19 protein-coding genes are annotated in these 17814 nt (G+C 64.9%); 5 read left to right on the plus strand and 14 right to left on the minus strand.

Going from position 1 to position 17814, the window contains the following annotated elements; translation table 11 throughout:
• Positions 1 to 116 precede the first annotated feature (116 nt).
• Positions 117 to 1085 carry a glycosyltransferase gene (locus HNP71_RS12365; RefSeq protein ID WP_183267238.1) on the minus strand — a complete coding sequence of 323 codons (969 nt, stop codon included), beginning with the start codon at positions 1083 to 1085 and terminating at the stop codon, positions 117 to 119.
• Positions 1086 to 1260: 175 nt separating this feature from the next.
• On the opposite strand from HNP71_RS12365, the gene HNP71_RS12370 reads away from it, so the two are divergent.
• On the plus strand, positions 1261 to 3000 hold the full coding sequence (locus tag HNP71_RS12370) for a fatty acyl-AMP ligase (RefSeq protein WP_183267239.1): 1740 nt from the start codon (positions 1261 to 1263) through the stop codon (positions 2998 to 3000).
• Positions 2963 to 3949, plus strand: coding sequence for an NAD-dependent epimerase/dehydratase family protein (locus HNP71_RS12375; protein ID WP_183267241.1), 987 nt, complete (start codon positions 2963 to 2965; stop codon positions 3947 to 3949). The genes HNP71_RS12370 and HNP71_RS12375 overlap by 38 nt, the downstream gene beginning before the upstream one ends.
• Positions 3950 to 3998: 49 nt before the next feature.
• Here the strand turns inward: HNP71_RS12375 and HNP71_RS12380 are convergent, their stop codons facing one another.
• From HNP71_RS12380 to HNP71_RS12390, 3 genes are all read right to left on the minus strand, one after another.
• A complete protein-coding gene (locus HNP71_RS12380) occupies positions 3999 to 5129 on the minus strand; it encodes a dATP pyrophosphohydrolase (RefSeq protein ID WP_183267242.1) in 1131 nt (376 codons plus the stop codon).
• On the minus strand, positions 5126 to 5917 hold the full coding sequence (locus HNP71_RS12385) for a sterol desaturase family protein (RefSeq protein WP_183267243.1): 792 nt from the start codon (positions 5915 to 5917) through the stop codon (positions 5126 to 5128). The genes HNP71_RS12380 and HNP71_RS12385 overlap by 4 nt, the downstream gene beginning before the upstream one ends.
• Before the next feature lie 87 nt (positions 5918 to 6004).
• Positions 6005 to 7513 carry an ArnT family glycosyltransferase gene (locus HNP71_RS12390; RefSeq protein ID WP_183267244.1) on the minus strand — a complete coding sequence of 503 codons (1509 nt, stop codon included), beginning with the start codon at positions 7511 to 7513 and terminating at the stop codon, positions 6005 to 6007.
• Between the two features lie 151 nt (positions 7514 to 7664).
• On the opposite strand from HNP71_RS12390, the gene HNP71_RS12395 reads away from it, so the two are divergent.
• The 3 genes from HNP71_RS12395 (at position 7665) to HNP71_RS12405 (ending at position 10188) form a co-directional block, all read left to right on the plus strand.
• Positions 7665 to 9569 carry a hypothetical protein gene (locus HNP71_RS12395; RefSeq protein ID WP_183267246.1) on the plus strand — a complete coding sequence of 635 codons (1905 nt, stop codon included), beginning with the start codon at positions 7665 to 7667 and terminating at the stop codon, positions 9567 to 9569.
• A complete protein-coding gene (locus HNP71_RS12400) occupies positions 9569 to 9766 on the plus strand; it encodes a hypothetical protein (RefSeq protein ID WP_183267247.1) in 198 nt (65 codons plus the stop codon). Before HNP71_RS12395 ends, HNP71_RS12400 begins: the two co-directional genes overlap by 1 nt.
• Before the next feature lie 158 nt (positions 9767 to 9924).
• Positions 9925 to 10188, plus strand: coding sequence for a hypothetical protein (locus HNP71_RS12405; RefSeq protein WP_183267248.1), 264 nt, complete (start codon positions 9925 to 9927; stop codon positions 10186 to 10188).
• Here HNP71_RS12405 and HNP71_RS12410 read toward each other — a convergent pair.
• From HNP71_RS12410 to HNP71_RS12455, 10 genes are read right to left on the minus strand one after another with little or no spacing between them, the layout of a single operon-like run.
• Entirely contained in the window at positions 10185 to 11024 is an 840-nt protein-coding gene (locus tag HNP71_RS12410; RefSeq protein WP_183267249.1) for a F0F1 ATP synthase subunit gamma, read from the minus strand. The two genes, HNP71_RS12405 and HNP71_RS12410, sit on opposite strands and share 4 nt — an antisense overlap.
• Positions 11021 to 12532, minus strand: a complete 1512-nt coding sequence (locus HNP71_RS12415) for a F0F1 ATP synthase subunit alpha (protein WP_183267250.1) — start codon at positions 12530 to 12532, stop codon at positions 11021 to 11023. Before HNP71_RS12415 ends, HNP71_RS12410 begins: the two co-directional genes overlap by 4 nt.
• The gene (locus tag HNP71_RS12420) at positions 12516 to 13247 is read right to left on the minus strand and encodes a F0F1 ATP synthase subunit delta (RefSeq protein WP_183267251.1); all 732 of its coding nucleotides are present in this window, start codon (positions 13245 to 13247) and stop codon (positions 12516 to 12518) included. Before HNP71_RS12420 ends, HNP71_RS12415 begins: the two co-directional genes overlap by 17 nt.
• 4 nt (positions 13248 to 13251) lie before the next feature.
• Positions 13252 to 13497, minus strand: a complete 246-nt coding sequence (locus tag HNP71_RS12425; RefSeq protein WP_183267252.1) for a F0F1 ATP synthase subunit C — start codon at positions 13495 to 13497, stop codon at positions 13252 to 13254.
• A complete protein-coding gene (locus HNP71_RS12430; protein ID WP_183267254.1) occupies positions 13494 to 14180 on the minus strand; it encodes a F0F1 ATP synthase subunit A in 687 nt (228 codons plus the stop codon). The genes HNP71_RS12425 and HNP71_RS12430 overlap by 4 nt, the downstream gene beginning before the upstream one ends.
• Positions 14177 to 14473 carry an ATP synthase subunit I gene (locus tag HNP71_RS12435; RefSeq protein WP_183267256.1) on the minus strand — a complete coding sequence of 99 codons (297 nt, stop codon included), beginning with the start codon at positions 14471 to 14473 and terminating at the stop codon, positions 14177 to 14179. Before HNP71_RS12435 ends, HNP71_RS12430 begins: the two co-directional genes overlap by 4 nt.
• Positions 14470 to 14757 (minus strand): AtpZ/AtpI family protein, encoded by a 288-nt coding sequence (locus HNP71_RS12440; RefSeq protein WP_183267258.1) that lies wholly within the window; start codon positions 14755 to 14757, stop codon positions 14470 to 14472. Before HNP71_RS12440 ends, HNP71_RS12435 begins: the two co-directional genes overlap by 4 nt.
• Positions 14754 to 15170 carry a F0F1 ATP synthase subunit epsilon gene (locus HNP71_RS12445; protein ID WP_183267260.1) on the minus strand — a complete coding sequence of 139 codons (417 nt, stop codon included), beginning with the start codon at positions 15168 to 15170 and terminating at the stop codon, positions 14754 to 14756. The genes HNP71_RS12440 and HNP71_RS12445 overlap by 4 nt, the downstream gene beginning before the upstream one ends.
• Entirely contained in the window at positions 15167 to 16588 is a 1422-nt protein-coding gene (atpD, locus tag HNP71_RS12450; RefSeq protein ID WP_183267262.1) for a F0F1 ATP synthase subunit beta, read from the minus strand. The genes HNP71_RS12445 and atpD overlap by 4 nt, the downstream gene beginning before the upstream one ends.
• 56 nt (positions 16589 to 16644) lie before the next feature.
• Positions 16645 to 17643 (minus strand): LacI family DNA-binding transcriptional regulator, encoded by a 999-nt coding sequence (locus tag HNP71_RS12455; RefSeq protein WP_183267263.1) that lies wholly within the window; start codon positions 17641 to 17643, stop codon positions 16645 to 16647.
• Positions 17644 to 17814 lie beyond the last annotated feature (171 nt).

Consider the following 17814-nt stretch of genomic DNA (forward strand, 5'->3'; position numbering starts at 1 on the left):
GGAAACGCAACAGGGTTAGGTCATAAACACTGCGCTTATAGTAGTGGGCCAACCTACAATGTTGGCGGATATGTCGCAAGCATGACAGCCAGCATAACCTTACAACCGGGGCAAAGTCACGCTAATCCTGGCAGCCCGTGGAGGGCGGAACAGACCAGCGCGCTGTACAGTTGGCTGTCGCGGTGTTCGCGCACATAGCCGGGGCTGATGCGCGCGACGTAAGGCTTACTGCGCACCGAGGCATACCAATGCACGACTCTGGTATCCGGCGGCAGTACCTGTTCCAGCCTGGGGGCGCGGCTGGGCCTGAACCAGTGCTCCGAAATCTCCGGTGCCAGCGGGTAGAACACCGGTGGCGGATGGATGGTCAGCTCCTCCGCCGGGTAATGGCTGATAAGCGCCTGCAGCAGGTCCGGCCCCAGGGCGTAGGGTTCTGTCTGGCGTTCCCGCGGCAGCGCCAACATGGCGCGCAGATAAGCGCCGAACAGCGCCGCCCCCGGTGTTGCGCCCATCACGGCGTTGTTCACGCCGGGGAAATACCACTCCTCAACACGCCGGAACGCCCGCCAGCCGCCGGGGAGTAGGCGCATGGCCTTGCGCAGCACATCTAGCGTGAGGTGCTTGGCCCAGATGAGCGGCGAGCGCGAGCTGCGCACCGCATGCGGCCAGACGATGAATTCTGAGCCGACGAATTGCGGCACCCCGAGCAAGGGGCGCAGCGAGGCGACGGTGATGGTGTCCAGATCGAGATAAATCCCGCCTTCAAGATACAGGATGGCGGCGCGCAGGACGTCGGCGCGCATCACCGGGCTGGTCAGCCTTGCATAAAGCGCGGTCAGGCCTTCCCCTACCCCAAGCCTAGTCTGCGCCTGGGCAAGGCGGGCCATGGGGTCGGTCAGCTCCAGGCGCACACCGGAAGCTTGGCGCAGGGCGCGCAACTCGGGGCCGTCTTCCAGCTCATCGGTATGGTGCAGGACCACTTCGTCCATCCCGCCACGCTCGGCGGCGGAAAGCACGGCGAACACATAGGCCCAGGGAAGACGCTTGCCGATCCAGCAGAAATGCACGCAGGCGGGAATGGTCATGCGGAGCTGGTCTGCCAATGGTGGGGGTCGCAAATGGGCGGGGTAGATAGGCCGGGGCGGGATGGGCCGTCAACCGCCCCCGTCTGACGCCAAGCTGGGCTCATTGTAACGGCATTGCCATTCCAACTCGACTCTGTTAGCCCGGAAAGCCGTATCAACGCCTTATCCCAGCAGTATGACAGAGCTATCGCCAACCCGTTTTTCCGGGCAGACCATACGTTACGCCGACTTCGGCACCATTGCCGAGGCGCTGGACTATGCCGCCCAAGGTAACGCCGGGTTCAACTTCTATTCCGGTAAGGGACAGTTGGTTGAAACCCTGCCCTACAGTGCACTGCGCGAGCAGGCGCTGAGCCTTGCCGCACGCATGCTGGGAGCCGGGCTGCGCCCGGGCGACAAGGTCGCGCTGATCGCCGAAAGCGATGGCGACTTCACCCGCACCTTCTTCGCCTGCCAATATGCCGGGCTGGTGCCCGCCCCGCTGCCGCTGCCCGCGGCCTTCGGCGGCAAGGACGGCTATATCGCCCATCTGCGCCGCATGGTCGCCAGCGCCCATGCCGTGGCCCTACTTGGCCCAGCCGTACTGGAGGCGTGGCTCGCCGAGACCGCGCAAGGGCTGGATCTGCGCCTCGCCGGCACCTTCTCCCTGCTGGATAACGTGCCCCCCAGCACCGAGCCCCTGCCCGCGCAGAACCCCAATTCGCTCGCTTATCTGCAGTTTTCCTCGGGCAGCACGCGTTTCCCGCTGGGTGTGGCCGTCACGCAACATGCCTTCATGGCGAATGCCCATTGCATGGCGCGCTACGGCCTCGCGGTAACTGCCGAGGACCGCTGCACCACATGGCTGCCCTATTACCATGACATGGGTCTGGTCGGCTTTTTCCTGATGCCGATGGCATGCCAGCTCTCGGTGGACATTCTGCCGACGCGCGAATTCGCCCGCCGCCCGCTGCTCTGGCTGGACCTGATCGGCCGCAATCGCGGCGCCGTCTCGTTCAGCCCGTCTTTCGGCTACGAATTGTGCCTGCGCCGCGCGGAAACCGCCTCCATCGAAGGACTGAACCTCTCCAGCTGGCGCCGTGCCGGCATTGGTGGCGACATGGTGCGCCCCGCCGTGCTCGAGCGCTTTGCCGAGCGCTTCGGCCCGCAGGGCTTCTCCACCGGAGCCTTCGTGCCCTGCTACGGCATGGCAGAGGCGACCCTGGCGCTCAGCTTCACCCCGCCCGGCCAGGGCGCGGTGCAGGATGTCATCGACGGCACAATCCTGGAAGACGAGCACCGCGCCGTGCCCGCTCATGCAGGCAGTGCCCGCACCCGCAGCTTCGTTTTGTGCGGCCGCATGCTCCCGGACCATGAAGCCGAAATCCGCGACGAGAACGGCGAACTTCTGCCTGACCGGCAGGTGGGGCGCATCTATGTGCGCGGCCCTAGCCTGATGCTCGGCTATTATGGCGAACCGGAAGAAACCGCTCGCGTGCTGGACGCCGATGGCTGGCTCGATACCGGCGATCTCGGCTATTTCCTGGACGGCCAGCTCGTCATCACCGGCCGCGCCAAGGACCTGATCCTGGTGAATGGCCGCAATGTGTGGCCGCAGGACCTGGAATGGGCGGCGGAAGCTGATATGCCCCTGCTACGCAGCGGCGATGTCGCGGTGTTCTCGGTCGATAATGGCACGGCTGAAGAGGTTGTGGTTCTGGTGCAGTGCCGCACCACCGATCCGGCGGCACGCGAGGCGCTGATCCACGACATCACCAAGTTCTTCCGCGGCCGCCATGGCCTGGAGACCCGCGTGGTTCTGGTTCCGCCGCGCAGCCTGCCGCAGACCTCGTCGGGCAAGCTCAGCCGCAGCCGCGCCCGCGCGATGTATCTCGAAGGTGCCTTCCAGCCGGCCAAGACCTCCAACGCGGCATGACCCCCCCCTTGTCGCCGTAACCGGCGCAACGGGGTTTCTCGGCCTGCATCTGGTAACGGCCCTCGCCAAGGCGGGGGCCAATATCCGTATTCTGGTGCGGCGCGACCCGGCGCATGAAGCCTGGAAAGGCTTAAGTTTCGAGACGATCCGAGGCAGTTTGGAGGATGAGACCGCCCTCACCCGGCTGACCAAGGGCGCAGATGCCGTCATCCATGCCGCCGGGCTGATCAAGGCGCTAGACCGCGCCACTTTCCTTCGCGCCAACCGCGACGGCACTGCGCGAGTGACCCGCATGGCACGGCAGCACGCCCCAGGGGCGCGATTCATCCTCATCTCTTCCCTCGCCGCGCGGGAGCCGCAGCTTTCCTCCTACGCCTTCAGCAAGCGCGCCGCCGAGGACACAGCATGGCAGGTATACCAAGATGCGCCGGAGCGGCTCGTGATCGTCCGCCCCCCCGCTATTTACGGCCCGTGGGACCGCGAAACCCTGGCAATCTTCAAATCCGCGCGCTTTCCCATCGTCCCGCTGGCAAGTCAGAGCCGTGTAGCAACAATCCACGTCTCCGACGCCGCCGAAGCCATTGCGCGACTCGCGCTGGGGGCTGGTGAAGCTGGGCTCTATGCCCTCGCCGATGACCACCCGGAAGGGTATCCGATGACGGAGCTACTGGCTGAGGCAGCGCGCGCCATGGGCCGGGGGCAGCCCCGGTTCCTGCCACTTCCGGCGCGCATCACCCGGCTAGCTGGCCGGGCCTCGGGTGCTTGGGGCCGGCTGCGCGGTCAGGCTCCGGTGTTCACGGCAGAAAAGGCCGAGGAGATCCTGCATCCCGATTGGTCGGTGAGCGCCGCCGAGCTGCTGCCTGCTTATGTGCACGAGCCCCGCCTCGGTCTGGCCGAAGGGTTTGGACAGACCGCCGCTTGGTACAAGGCAAAAGGCTGGCTAAAATAAAAGGTGCCGCCTTTGAAAAAAAGCGGCACCCAAAAACTTTTATTCGTGATTACAGAGGCTTTTCGTAGATCCGGTAGGTCTTGTAGGCCTCCGACCCCAGACTCTCATTCATTCGCCGCATCGGGAAATTGTCCTCAAGAATCCAAGACAGCTCGATATGGGTGAAGCCTTTTTTCAGCCCCTCGCGGCGCACGGCATCCACCATCAGGAAGGGCAGCAAACTGCCGATCATGTCCTGCGCGGCCGTGCGGCGAACGCCCATCAGCGGCACGCGGGCCGTCTTCAGCCCCTTCACCTTCAGGCGCCACAACAGCTTGGCCCAGCCAAAGGGCAGCAACTTGCCGTTCAGCCCGCGAATCGCCTCGTTGAGGTTGGGCAACGCGATGAGGAAGCCCACCGGCTCGCCATTGCGTTCCACCACGCTGGTCAAACGCGGGTCGAGCAGCGGCTTCAGCGATTTGGCGAGATAATCCGTCTCCGTCTCGGTCAGCGGCACGAAGCCCCAGTTACTCGCCCAGGCATCGTTGAAGATGCTGGTGACGGTGCGGATTTCCTCATTATAGCGCTTGAAGTCGATCTGTCGGACAGTCAGGTCCTTGGGCAATGGACGGTCGAGCAGGCGGCGCACGCTGGCGGGCAGGTCCACGGTCATATCGTAGAGATAGGCGTAAACGTCCTTCTCCTTGACCAGCCCGTATTGCTCCAGGCGCGGGCCGATATAGGGCTTGTCATGGCCCATCAGCAGCATTGGTGGTGTATCGAACCCCGCCACCAGCAGCCCGGTTTCCTCGTTGATGTTCAGGTTAAACGGTCCCTGCATGCGTGTCATGCCGCGCGCGCGCAGCCAGCCGGCGGCGGTGTCCAGCAGGGCCTTGAAGATGGCCGGGTCGTCTTCGGCGGCGATCATGCCGAAGAAGCCGGTGCCGTCCGGGCGTAGGGCCAGGGCCTGTTTGTCGATCTGCGCGCTGATGCGGCCGACGTCGCGGCCATTGCGCTCAGCCAGCCAGAACTGCACCTCGGCATGGCCGAAGAACGGGTTCTTCGGCGTCAGCGCCTCCTGGCGCTCAAGGTGCAGCGGCGCGATGTAGTGCGGATCGTCCCGATACAGGCGTTCGGGGAGAAGGATAAAGCGATTAAGCAGCGCCCGGCCAGTGACCGGGACGATCTTGATGTCGCTCACACGGCCTCCGCAGCCGCGGCCTCACGCTCCAGCCCGGAGGGGGGCTTGTCCCGCGGGGGCGTGCCAGTGATCTCCATCACCCAGGGGTAGCGCTTCGCCTCTTCCACATCGTAGCCCAGGTTGAACACGGTCGGGCTCTTCGGGCACTCCTTCGCGGTGGGGACATAGGAGTGGAAGATATAGTCCGGCGTGAAGCTGACGATGCCCATGTTGATCTTCTCGCTGTGGAAGTGGTGCAACAGGTGGTCGCGCTTGAGCTTCTGGATGAACTGGCTCTTGGGCTTGTAGTTAAGGTGCTGAATACAATGGAAGAACTCATACACGCAGGTGGTGACGAGCGCCGTGGCGAAGGCCGCCGTGCCGCCCGCCCAGCCGCCGATGGCATAGCCGATCGGCCCGGTGATGATGAGCATGGTGGGGATAGTGTTCAGCGGCGAGCCGAACAGCACCTCCAGCAGATGCGGGTCCTGGTGATGATCGAAATGGATGCGCTTCCATAGCCCGGCGGTCCATTTCATCCGGTACAGCCAGCGGCCATGCAGGACGTAGCGGTGCAGCCCGTACCAGACGAAGGGGTAAACCAGGCACACGGCCAGGATGGGCAACGCGATATCCTGCCAGCGCTTCGCGAGGCTGAGCGCCGCCCCGCCGGAGAGCACGGCGAAGAGGGCGTAGAGGTTGATCGCCGGATAAGTAAGGTAGGCCCGCCACAAATCGGGCAGGGTCATGCGCCCAAGATCATAGCTGCGCCCATGCCAAGCCCGGCCCCAAACAAGTTTTTCCGCCATGCTGCCTTTACCCTATTCTGCAAGCGCGGAGTCCCGCGTCTGACCTTGGGTGGATAGCAGCGCCGCCACCCTCTGGCAAATAAATGCCTAACCGGGCTGCGGGGCTTTTACCGGGCCGGGAACCCAGACGTTGATTTCAGGCGTGTGCAAGGCGAGGTTGTAATGCTGCGCCAGGGCTTGCAGGAACGCCTTGGAGAATCGGGTCGTGCGCTCCGGTTTTCCCAGGTCGGTGTCGCCGATCTCCACGACGCCGAAGCGCTGGGACTCGACCATGGCTACGAACTCCCGCGGGTCGAGCTTGCCCAGGCTGATCTGGTCCTGGACATGGTAAGGGTCGAACGCGGAAGGCTTGCCCGCCTCGTCGCACATCAGCAGATTCTCGCACACCACAGGGCCGGAGGCTTGGCGCAGCAGGGACACACCGGCGGCAAAATCCGCCTCGTGCTGGGGCAGCGCGCGCCATTCGGTGGCGCCGGAGACGATGCTGTACGGCAGCTTGCTCAACGGAAACAAAATCTGGCTGAGCGGAAACAGCATGGGCAACACGCAGACCAAGGCAACCCGGCCAAGCGTGGCACGGCTATGGCCAGCGAAATAATCGGCGCAGGCGATCACACTGATGACCGCATCCAGCAGGATCGCCTCGAAGAAGATGTTGCGGGCCACGCCATCCCCCCCCGCCCAGGCGAAGGCCAGCACATGCGCCACCGCCCAACTCCAGGCCAGCGGAGCACGGCGCCCGTCACGCCAGTTGCGCCAGGACCAGACACCGCCAAGCAATACGAAAGGCAGGAAAATGATCAGGTAGGTACCAATATTGTGCAGCGTATCGTGTAGATCATAGGCACGGGGTTGCAGCATGTGCTGCAGGAAATACGGTCCGTCGAGACGAAGCGTGAGCCAGAACAACGCACAGGCGGCCAGCACGCCCGCGCCCCCCCAAAGGATGAGGCGCCGCCAATCCCACCTTGTCAGCAAGGCGAGCCCCACCCCGAGCGGCAGGGCCAGCAGATTGTGCTTGGTGAACACCGCCAGGGCGAAAAGCGGCGCGCTGCGCCATCCATTCTGCCCGCGCTGCACGGCGCGGACGAAACCGTAAAACCCGAGCAGCTCGAACGCCATGCCGAGCAATTGCGGATCGTTCACGCCGATCCGGCGCGGCATCCACATTTCCAGCCATAGCGCGAAGAGTAGTGCGGCGCAGGTGCCCACATGGCGGGCCGGAACAAAAAGACGCGCCAACGCCCCAGCCAGCACGCACAGTGCCACCAGCGCGGCCAGAGACAGAAACCGCCCGGTTTCGTTGGCGTCGCCGGTCAGGAGGCTGAGCAGGCCGACAATATGAAACGAGAGCGGCGGGTAGTTGGTGATGTCCAGCCCCGGCGGGGCGGCATAGAGCGGCAGGAAATGCGCGGCCTGCTGCTGGCGGAGGGCATTCCAGCCTTCGTCATAGTCGAGCTGCACCATGGCGGTGCTGCGCAGCACCAGCGGCCAGCCAATAACCATAACCAGCACCGCGAGCACCGCGGCGGCGGCGCTCCAGACGCGTTGAGATGACCTTGCGATAACGGCGGGCAGTCCGGCCTGGTCGAACAAAATCGCCTCCCTGCGAATATCTGCAGAAGTCGCACGGAAACCGGCACCATGCCAGCCTCCATCCGCCCCTCGCATTGATCGCGCACTCCTATAGCTTTATGTTTTGAATAAGGCAGCCCGTTGCAGGATTACAAAAAATGACGGAACTTACATGAAAGTTACAAATAAAATTACGCAGATCCTGAAACACGAGCTTGCTTTACTCCTTTTCCTGACCGCCTCTTGCGCTTTTTATTTCAACCCCGAACCAGTTTCCGCCACCACATACTTTGGCAGTGGGCCTGACCCTCTTGGTTTCATCTGGTTCCTGAACTGGCGGGTTTTCAGCGCGCAGCACCATCTGCCGTTCTTCTTTACCTATTTCGCCAACGCACCGGCCGGAACCGACCTGTCCTGGACAACAAACGTGCTCAGCCTCGGGCTGCTGACTGCGCCATTAACCGCCAAGTTTGGCGCCTTTGCTGTTTATAACGGGCTGATGCTGGCGGCACCGGCCCTCGCCTGCTGGGGAGCGTATCTGGCGGCCTTCGAGTTGACGGAGGATTACCTCGCCGCGCTGACGGCCGGGCTGCTGTTCGGATTCTCCAGCTATATGCTCGGCCAGTTGCTGGACCATCTTAATCTATGCTTCATCTTTGCCGTACCATTCTGCCTGTGGGCGTGCATCGCCGCCGCCAAGCACGGCTGGGGTGCATGGCGGCTAGGGGCGTGGCTTGGGCTGGGGCTGGCATTCCAGTTCGGTGTCAGCCAGGAAATCTTTGCCAGCCTGGTGATGTTCGCGGCCATCGCGGTTGTTGTGTTGCATATTTTGCACCGCGCCGGCCGGTCAATGCTGCGCCGCCTGCTGCCAGGCATGGCGCTGGGGCTGGGCTTGAGCCTTGTGCTCATCTCTCCGTTGATCTGGGACATGCTGCGCCACTATGCCGATGCGGGGCGCAACGTCGCCGCCGCCAAGAATTATTCGACCGATCTACTGGGCTTCGTCATTCCCACGCCGATCGACTGGCTCGGCGGCAATCTGTTTAAACCGGCAACAAAAATATTCCAAGGTAATTACGCCGAGGAAGGCGCGTATATCGGCCTGCCGCTTCTGGTATTGCTGGCATCACTGGTCTGGCGCAACCGTGCCGATCCACGCTTCAGCGTCCCCGGCGCCTTCGCGGTTGCCGCCGCCATATTGTCGCTCGGTCCTTACGCTCATGCACTCGGGCACGAAATGAGCACCGCGCCATGGATTGTGGCATTCAAGCTGCCCTTCCTGAAATCCATGCTGCCAATGCGTTTCATGCTCTACGCTTGGCTGGCCATTGCGGTGCTGCTGGCCACATGGCTTGCGGCACCTGGGCGCAAATACCCGCGCTATGCGGCCCTCGCCTTCTGCCTGCTGTTTCTTACGCCCTCCCGCGCTTATGACCGCAACTGGACACGCCTGACCACGCCCGCCATGCTGACCGACAGGGGGATTCCGCCAGATAGCCGGATTCTGGTCCTGCCTGAATATTTCAACGAGATGGGATACCAGTACGAATCAGGAATGAATTTCACGCTAGCCGCGCAGGGTTATCTGAGCGGCGGGCTGCCGGACCCCTTCGCCAAATGGCCTTTATACCGAACGATCTTCCGGGAGAAATACCAGCCATATATTCCGATGGTTGATCCGCACATGCTAGCGGCATTTCTGGCCACGTATCAGGTGCAATATGTCGTACTCACCGGCAGCGCCACCGACTTTGCCGATAGCCAAACCCAAAGCGCGGAACTCGCGGCGCTGTTGCAGCAGGCCGGGTGGACGGCGGTGCGCACGGATGCGGATGCGCGGCTCTACCGTCCCGCCCCCCCGCAAGCCGTGCCGGATGCGGCGGAGATCGAGGCATACATGCACGTACAGCGGCCCGAGAACCGCGCACGAGCCATCGATTACGAGACTTACTGGGTCAGGAGCATTCGCTCATTGGCACATCTGGCGGGGCTGAACGCCCAATCCCTCCTCGATATTTATGTGGCCCATGCGCACCCACCCTTGCCGGTCAGCGCCATTGAGGGAGAACTCTGGTAATGGCCTCCAACACGATTTGGGTTGCGCTGATCAGCGCCGGATTTGTCTTCAGAGATGCCAAACGCCAGAAAATGCCCCAACCGCTGGCTTGGACGGGCGCCGTGCTGATTTTCTGGGCTGCGGCGCTGCCCTGGTATCTATGGCAGCGACACAGAGATAAATTGGCTTCAACCCAGCCCTGCACAGAGCTGAGCTGAGCCGAACCAAAAATGCCCAAAGCTAAAGCATTTGTGATCGAGCATGCCCAAAACTAAAGCTTTCGTGATTGGCGTTTTGAAGAGCGCTTAGGTATCCCGTGTCCTTAAGCATGCGGGAGCAATTTTCCCGCCATTCGTCACCAAGGATTCGAGTTACTATGTTTTGGCAGACCAAAAAGGCGGACAACGGCGCCGCCGAGATCGCCGAGCTGAAGCGTCAGCTCGAGAAAGCGAAGGAGCAGATCACCCAGCTGCTGCTGGAGCGCATCCAGATGAAAAACGAGATCGAGTTGCTGAAGGACTACCGCGGCGCGCCGCCGCAGGTTGTTGTCCGCCCGGTTGGGATTGTCTCGGATATCAGCGCCGTGCCCGCGCCCGCGAACTCCCAGATCGGCTTGCTGCACACCAAGGAAGCCGGCTAAGCGGCTGGCGGCATTCCGCTTGCCGCCTGTCCGGCGGCAAGCTCGATAATCTCCGCCGTAATCTCGTCCTGCCGGACGATCCGGCGCGTGAGTTCCAAACCCTGCAATTGCTGGTCGATATGCCGGTGCGCCGCCGCCATGGTGGCCATCCGCGCCTCGTTCTCGGCCACAAAGCTGTGCAGTGCCGCCTGGCACAGCGCGGCATGCACGTAATCAACCGTCAGCGAGGCCAAAAGCGCCCCCGGTGGCAGGTTAAGCAGCGGCGGGTTGCGCAAAGCCGTGGCAGGGAAATCCGCCGGGTCCAGCGGCAACAGCCGGCGCTGTGCGGCTTCCAGCCCCTTCCCCGGGCGCCAGCTCTGATACACGGCATCAATCCGGTCGACGCCCTCCGCCGCGATGCGGGCATAGAGTTCCGTCGCCACCTGCCGGGCCAAACGCGGCACTCCGGCCGAGGCGGCGGGCAGCGGGTGCGACCAGACCGACGCCAGCCCGCGCTCCGCCGCGAGCATCCCGCCGCGTGTGCCGAGCAGGAACAGCGCGGCCTCGGGAGCCGCATGGTCCAGCACATGCTCGCTGAACGCCCCGGCAAAGCCCTGCTCGGCACAGAACAGCAATTGCGCCGGTTTTTGCGCGCGGGATGGCGCGGGGATTGCGGTGGCGGCCAGCAGCGTTCCTATGGCGGCGGCGATGGTCGCGGCATAGGTCTCCACCGCCTCCAGCTGCGTCCGCGCCGCCTGGGCCCGCGCCCCGGCTATGCCGCGCATAGCATTCACCACCGTGCCAAGCTGGCGGATATTCTCGATCCGCGCCGAGACATCGGCCAGACGCCCGGTCATCCGGCGCAATCCTTGGCGTAGGCTTGCAGCACGGCCAGCAACGCGGCGCGTTTGGCCTCGTCCAGCCGCCCGGTGGTGGCCACCATCTGCACCTCCGCCCCGGCATCGCGCATCAGCCGCGCCCCCAGCCCAGCGCGGAAGGCGGCAAGCTTATCCGGGGTGAACGCATCCAGCAGGCCGGATTGCACCGCTGTCACCAGCGCCACTTCCTCGGCCAAGGGCAACGGCGCATGACGCGGCTGGGTCAGTATGGCGCGTATTTGCCTCCCGCGGGCGAGCTGATCCTTCACTCGCGCATCCGACATGCCACCGAACCGGGTGAAAATCTCCAGCTCCAAAAACTGCGCGTAGTCCAGCCGAAGCGTGTCCGCCGCCTCACGCAACGCCCGCGCCTGCGTCTTGCCGCCCACGCGGCTGACGCTGAGCCCCACATCCACCGCTGGTTTCCGCCCCTCATGAAACAGCCGGGCATCAAGGACGATCTGCCCGTCGGTGATGGAGATCAGGTTGGTGGGGATATAGGCGCTGAGATTCCCGGCATCGGTCTCGGCTATGGGCAAAGCGGTGAGCGAGCCGCCCCCCTTCTCGGCGCTCAGCTTGGCGGCGCGCTCCAGCAAACGCGCATGCACATAGAAGATGTCGCCGGGATAAGCCTCGCGCCCCGGCGGCATGCGTGTGAGCAGCGCGATCTCGCGATGCGTGGCGGCATGCTTGGTCAAATCGTCGATCACCACCAGCGCGTGCTGGCCACGGTCACGGAAATACTCGGCCATGGTGAAACCGGCGAACGGGGCGATCCATTGCAGCCCCGGCGTGGCGGCCGCGGGGGCGGCCACCACGATGCAGCGCTCCGGCGCGCCGTGTTCCTCGATGGCCGCGATGGCCCGGCGCAGGCTGGAGGTTTTTTGCCCCACCGCGACGTAAACGCAAATGATGTCACTGTGCTTCTGGCTGATGATGGTGTCGAGCGCGATGGTGGTCTTGCCGATGGCGCGGTCCCCGATGATCAGCTCGCGCTGCCCGCGCCCCAGGGCGAAAAGGGTATCGACCACCAGCAGCCCGGTCTGCACCGGCTGGGTGACCAGATCGCGGTCGATAATCTCGGGGGCCGGGCGCTCCACGGGCTCGTGGGAGGCGGCTGCGATCGGCCCCTTGCCATCCAGCGGGCGGCCCAGCGGGTCCACCACCCGGCCCAGCAAGCCTGGGCCAACCGGCACGCGCACCACATCGCCCGTGCCGCGCACCGTGTCCCCCACCCCCACGTCGTCCGGCGCGTCCAGCAGCACGCAGCCGATATGCCCGCGCTCCAGCACCTGGGCGAAGCCGTATTGTCCGCCGGAGAAGTGCAGCAACTCGGAGAGCCGCGCCCCCGGCAGGCCGGAGATCTGGGCCACGCCGTCGGCCACCTCCTCCACCCGGCCGATGGCCTCCGTCTGCGGCCCCAGCTTCATCGCGCCAAGTTTGGCGCTGGCCTGGGCCAGCCAATCCGCGTCAGCCGGGCTGGTCATGCGTCAGCTCCTCGCGGATGCGCGCCAAATCCGCCCGCCAGCTATTGGTGAGACGCAGATGCCCGGCTTGCAGCTCCAGCCCGCCGAGCAACGCCGGGTCCACCTGGAACGTGACCTTGAGCGCCGGGCCGAACAAAGCCGCTAGACGCTGCGAGGCCTCCTGCTTCTCCTCGGGCGGCAGTTCGGCGGCGCTGGTCAGGGTGAGTTCCGCAATATCCTGGCGCATCTCCGCTGGCTGGACCGCGAGTTCGGTGATCGCCCCATCCAGAAACGCGGCACGCAGGGCGGTGCCGTCGAACCGGGAGACCAGTTTGCCAGCGATGTCCACCGCCAATTCCGTCGCCTGGGCTCGCAACCGGGCCTGGGCCTCCTGCTGTTCGGTGGCCAGGGTTTCACGCGTCTCGGCCGCCAGCTTTTGCGCCGCCGCGGCGGCTTTGGCCTCAGCGGATTGCGCCAGCCTTGCCGCCTCTTCCTGGGCCGCCGTCAGAATCGCCGCGCGCTCCTGGGCGAAACCAGCCCTGGTTTGCTCGATGCCCGCGCGCTCGGCCTCGGCGTCCTTACGGGTCTGTTCGGCCTTGGCCAGCATCGCCTGCGCCGCCGTGCGCCGCTGCGCGATGACCCCCGCCACGGGACGCCAGAAGAACTTTTGCAACAGCCAGATGAGGATAAGGACGTTGACGGTCTGTAGAACCAGCGTCCAGAAATCGATCCTCATGCGCTCATTTCAGCAGCGGGTTGGCGAAGAGCAGCAGTAGCGCGATGACCAGGCAGTAGATCGCCATGGTCTCGATCATGGCGAGGCCGACGAACAAGGTGCGGGAGATGGTGTTCGCCGCCTCGGGTTGGCGGGCGATGGCGTCCATGGCGGCGGCGACGGCGCGGCCCTCGCCCAAGGCCGGGCCGATGGCCCCAAAGGAGACCGCCAGCGCGGCCGAGACAATGCTGGCGAGAGCCAACCAGTTCATGCGTCACTCCTGTTGTTGTCGGGTTTCGCCTCGCCCACCGCCTGGGCGATGAACACCATGGCCAGCACGGCGAAGATATAAGCCTGCACCGCGCCGGTCAGCAGGTCGAGCGCCATCAGCGGGATCGGCACCAGCAGCCCGGCCAGCGAAAGCACGATGCCGATGACGAACACTCCGCTCATCACATTGCCAAACAGGCGCACCAGCAGCGAGAAGGTGCGCGTCAGGCTCTCGACGAAGTTCAGCGGGATCATCACCGGGTTGGGCGTGGCGAAGCTGGCGAGATACCCCCGCACCCCGCCCGCGCGGATGCCGAACACGATGACGGCGAGGAACACCAGCAAAGCCAGGGCGGCGTCGGTCTCCAGATGCGCGGTGGGAGGCTCCACGCCAGGGAGAAGTTCCGACCAGTTGGCGGTGAAGATGAACAGGAAGAGCGTGCCGATGAAGGCGCGGTACGGCTCAGGCTCGGTGCGCATGGTATCGCGGATCTGCTGATCCACGGTCTCCACCACCAACTCCAGCACCGCCTGAACTGAGCCGGGCACCAGCGAAAGACGGCGGGTAAGCAGGAAGGCCCCAAGGCCGAGCGCCAGCATGATCGCCCAGGTGACGAGTACCGGCGAGGTGACGGGCACCGGCCCGAGATGAAACAACGCCGGATTTTCCAGTGGCGAGTTCACGCCGCCTCCGGCCGCAGGCGCCGCACCACCGCGCCGCGCCCCGCCAGCACGCCCAGCACCATGGCCAGTAACGGCAGAACACCGGAATGACTGGCCAGGAACAGCGCGAACCCCAGCCCGGCGAATCGCACAGCCCCGAGCAATGCCGCCATCACCGGCTTCGCCCCGCTGGTCAGCAGCCGCACATTCCACCAGAGCACGCGGAAATACAGCAGGCCGAGCCCGCAACCAGCGATGAACCAAAGCCCCAGGGCGCAGCTTTGCCGAAAAACGTCCAGGCCGGCGAGTGTCATGCGCTGTTAACCCACTTCCATGCCGACCAGCAGCCGAGCCCCAGGCCCAGCATCAGCAGCGGCGCAGTCCAGAAGACACCTGTATCGAACGTTCTGTCCAGCCAACGGCCGAGAAAAATGCCGCCGAGCGCGGGCACCACGATGATCCAACCCAGCACGCCGATCTGCGCCAGACGGCCCGCGACGGAAGGCTCCCCGCCCTCGCGCAGCCAGCGCCTGTGCCGCTCGCCGTGCTTGCGGGCACCTTCCACCAGCCTGTCCGGTTCTTCGGGCTTGCTGGTCATAGCCGTACCTCAGCCCGGCGCCCGGCCTGCAGATGCCGCATGATCTGGCGGATGGCGTTGAGTTGCAGCCGGGCCTGCTCCACGTGTTCCACGCGCTCGGTCTCCTCGCTGGCCTGGAAGCTGGCGAGAATCGTCTCGTCCAACCGCAGCAGATCGTCGCCCACCACACCCTCGGGGGTGGCGATAGCAATCTCCCGCCCGCCCGCGACGGTAAGCACCCCTCCGCGCACGGCGCAGTAACGCTGGGTAGCATCGGCACGGCGCCAGGAGACGACGGAGACCTCCAGCCGGGTGAGGAAATCCGCATGGCCGGCGAGAATGCCGAAGCCGCCCGAGGCATCTTCGGCGCGCAGGGAGGTCACGCCCTCCTCGTCCACCAGAACCTCAAGCGGGGTGGTGATGCGTAGCCTCATGCCGCGTTGGCGCCGCCGGCCGCCATCTCCTTTCGCCGCGCATCCTCCAGCGTGCCGACCATATAAAGTGAGGACTCGGCCCATTGGTCGGTCTCGCCCTCCAGAATGGCCTTGCAGCCCGCCAGCGTATCAGCGAGCGCCACGCTGCATCCGGGAATGCCCGTGAAGGCCTCGGTGACGGTGAAGGGCTGGCTGAGGAAACGTTGCAGCCGCCGCGCGCGGGCAACCACGAGGCGGTCGGCGCTGCCCAGCTCCTCGACGCCCAGCAAGGCGATGATGTCCTGCAATTCCTTGAAGCGCGCCAGGGTTTGGCGCACCCGCTCGGCGATGCGGTAATGCGCCTCGCCCACCACCAGCGGGTCGAGCAGCACGGAGGTGGAGGTCAGCGGGTCGATGGCCGGGTAGAAAGCCTGCGCCGCAAGATCGCGCGAGAGCATCACGATGCTGTCCATGTGTGAGGAGATGGCGGCGACGGCGGGGTCGGTGAAATCGTCGGCGGGGACGTACACGGCCTGGATGGCGGTGATGGCGCTTCCCGCGGCGGAGGCGATGCGTTCCTGCAAGGCGGCGACCTCGGTCATCAGCGTCGGCTGGTAGCCCACGCGGGAGGGCAAGCGGCCCAGCAGGGAGGAAATCTCCGCCCCGGCCTGCACGAAGCGGAAGATGTTATCCATGAGCAGCAGCACGTTGCGGTGGGCGTCGTCGCGGAAATGCTCGGCGATGGCGAGTGCGGTGAGCGGCACGCGCCAGCGGGCACCGGGGGGCTCGTTCATCTGGCCATAGACCAGCACGGTGCGGGCCAGCACGCCGGAGCCTGTCATGTCGGTGAGCAGCTCATGCCCCTCGCGCGAGCGCTCTCCCACCCCGGCGAAGACCGAGATGCCCTGGTATTTCTCGACCATGGCGTGGATCAGCTCCATCACCAGCACGGTCTTACCCACACCGGCACCACCGAACATCGCCGCCTTGCCGCCCTGGGCCAGCGGGGCCAGCAGGTCGATGACCTTGATGCCGGTCTCGAAAATCTTATCGCTCGCCTGCCCGGCCTTCAGCGCCGGGGGGGCGTTATGGATGGGCCGGTGCGGCGTGCCCGAGGGCAGGTCCGGACCACGGTCCCGCAGCTGGCCGGTGACATCCAGCAACCGGCCGAGCACGGCCTCGCCCACCGGCACTTCCAGCGCCGCCCCGGTTGCACGCACCCGCACGCCACGCGCCAAGCCAGCCGTGGCCTGGAGCGCGATGGCCCGCACCGTATGTTCGTCGGCATGGCCCTGGACTTCCAGCACCAGCGGTTCCGGCTGGTCCCACTCGGCCACGAGCACTGTATTGATGGCGGGCAGCGCCCCGGCCGGAAACCCGACCTCGACGACGGCGCCATGCACCGACACCACGCTGCCCCATGCGGCTTCCGCTTTCATGGCGCCGCTTATACCGCAACGCGGCGGGAAAAATCTTGACCCTGATCAAACCCAGATCAGGCGAGAAGCGGCTGCACCGCCTTGGTCGAACCGCGCACCACGCAGCGCCCACCCAGCACCACCTTGCGCACCGGCGCACCCGGGGTTTCCAGGCGCTCCAGCAGCAGGTGCATCGCCGTGCGGCCGATCTCGGCTACGGGCTGCTCGATCACCGTCAGCCCTGGCCCGGCCAGCTCGGTCCAGCTCTCATTGTCGAACCCCGCCACGGCCAGATCCTCGGGGATGCGCTTGCCCGCCGCGCGGATTGCCTTGACCACGCCCATCAGCAGCAGGCCGTTACTGGCGACCACCGCCTCGGGTGCATGACCGTGGCTGAGCCAACTGGCGATTTCCGCTTCCGCCGCCTCGATGCTCGGGGCCACGAAGCGCGATTCTGGTTGCAGCCCGAGGCGCTGCATGGCGGCGGTGAAACCGGCATGACGCTCGATGCCCGTGGTGCTGGCATTGCCGAACAGCCCAGCAATGTGCCGGTAGCCCTGGCCGTGCAGATGCTCGACAAGCATGGTCGCGGCGGCGGCATTGTCCAGCACCACCGCATCCTGCCCGCTGGCAATGTCCGCACGGTCGATCAGCACGATGGGATAGTTGAGCCGCAGCTTGCCCAGCCTGCCCGCCGTGGCGCGGGTGGGGGCGAAGATCACGCCGGTGACGCGCTCCTCCTCCATCAGCTGCAGATACATCGACTCCTTCTCAGGGTTTTCATCGGTGTTGCAGAGGATCACGCGCAGGCCCGCCTTGTAGGCCTCGTCCTCCACCGCGCGGGCGACGGCGGTGAAGAACGGGTTGCAGATATCCGCGACGATAAGCCCGATGGTCTGCGATTCCTGCGAGCGCAGCCGCCGCGCGGAGAGGTTGGGCCGGTAGCCGGTGCGATGCACGGCGTCCTCCACCTGCGCCCGTAATTCGGCACTCACCTTGCCGCCGCTGAGCGCGCGCGACACCGTTGCCGGAGATACACCCGCCGCCCGTGCGACATCTTTGATGCTGACAGTCATTGTTTCCGCCCACGCCTAGAAAACGTTCTCATGCAATTCAGCACATCACGCCCAAATCCTGCAAGGGTTTAGCAGCATTGTGCAGCGCAGTACAGGCGATTTGCAGAATAGTGCTTGACATTCAATCGTGAAAACGTTTTCTTAAGCTCCAAGAGTCTGAGGAAACATCCA

The sequence above is a fragment of the Acidocella aromatica genome (assembly GCF_014201825.1).
GTDB lineage: Bacteria > Pseudomonadota > Alphaproteobacteria > Acetobacterales > Acetobacteraceae > Acidocella > Acidocella aromatica.

What these genes read in the sequence shown, in the direction of transcription:
- HNP71_RS12365 (WP_183267238.1), bottom strand. Translation starts at nt 1,085, where the DNA reads ATGACCATTCCCGCCTGCGTGCATTTCTGCTGGATCGGCAAGCGTCTT.
- HNP71_RS12370 (WP_183267239.1), top strand. Translation starts at nt 1,261, where the DNA reads ATGACAGAGCTATCGCCAACCCGTTTTTCCGGGCAGACCATACGTTAC.
- HNP71_RS12385 (WP_183267243.1), bottom strand. Translation starts at nt 5,917, where the DNA reads ATGGCGGAAAAACTTGTTTGGGGCCGGGCTTGGCATGGGCGCAGCTAT.
- HNP71_RS12395 (WP_183267246.1), top strand. Translation starts at nt 7,665, where the DNA reads ATGAAAGTTACAAATAAAATTACGCAGATCCTGAAACACGAGCTTGCT.
- HNP71_RS12400 (WP_183267247.1), top strand. Translation starts at nt 9,569, where the DNA reads ATGGCCTCCAACACGATTTGGGTTGCGCTGATCAGCGCCGGATTTGTC.
- HNP71_RS12405 (WP_183267248.1), top strand. Translation starts at nt 9,925, where the DNA reads ATGTTTTGGCAGACCAAAAAGGCGGACAACGGCGCCGCCGAGATCGCC.
- HNP71_RS12410 (WP_183267249.1), bottom strand. Translation starts at nt 11,024, where the DNA reads ATGACCGGGCGTCTGGCCGATGTCTCGGCGCGGATCGAGAATATCCGC.
- HNP71_RS12415 (WP_183267250.1), bottom strand. Translation starts at nt 12,532, where the DNA reads ATGACCAGCCCGGCTGACGCGGATTGGCTGGCCCAGGCCAGCGCCAAA.
- HNP71_RS12420 (WP_183267251.1), bottom strand. Translation starts at nt 13,247, where the DNA reads ATGAGGATCGATTTCTGGACGCTGGTTCTACAGACCGTCAACGTCCTT.
- HNP71_RS12425 (WP_183267252.1), bottom strand. Translation starts at nt 13,497, where the DNA reads ATGAACTGGTTGGCTCTCGCCAGCATTGTCTCGGCCGCGCTGGCGGTC.
- HNP71_RS12435 (WP_183267256.1), bottom strand. Translation starts at nt 14,473, where the DNA reads ATGACACTCGCCGGCCTGGACGTTTTTCGGCAAAGCTGCGCCCTGGGG.
- HNP71_RS12440 (WP_183267258.1), bottom strand. Translation starts at nt 14,757, where the DNA reads ATGACCAGCAAGCCCGAAGAACCGGACAGGCTGGTGGAAGGTGCCCGC.
- HNP71_RS12445 (WP_183267260.1), bottom strand. Translation starts at nt 15,170, where the DNA reads ATGAGGCTACGCATCACCACCCCGCTTGAGGTTCTGGTGGACGAGGAG.
- atpD (WP_183267262.1), bottom strand. Translation starts at nt 16,588, where the DNA reads ATGAAAGCGGAAGCCGCATGGGGCAGCGTGGTGTCGGTGCATGGCGCC.
- HNP71_RS12455 (WP_183267263.1), bottom strand. Translation starts at nt 17,643, where the DNA reads ATGACTGTCAGCATCAAAGATGTCGCACGGGCGGCGGGTGTATCTCCG.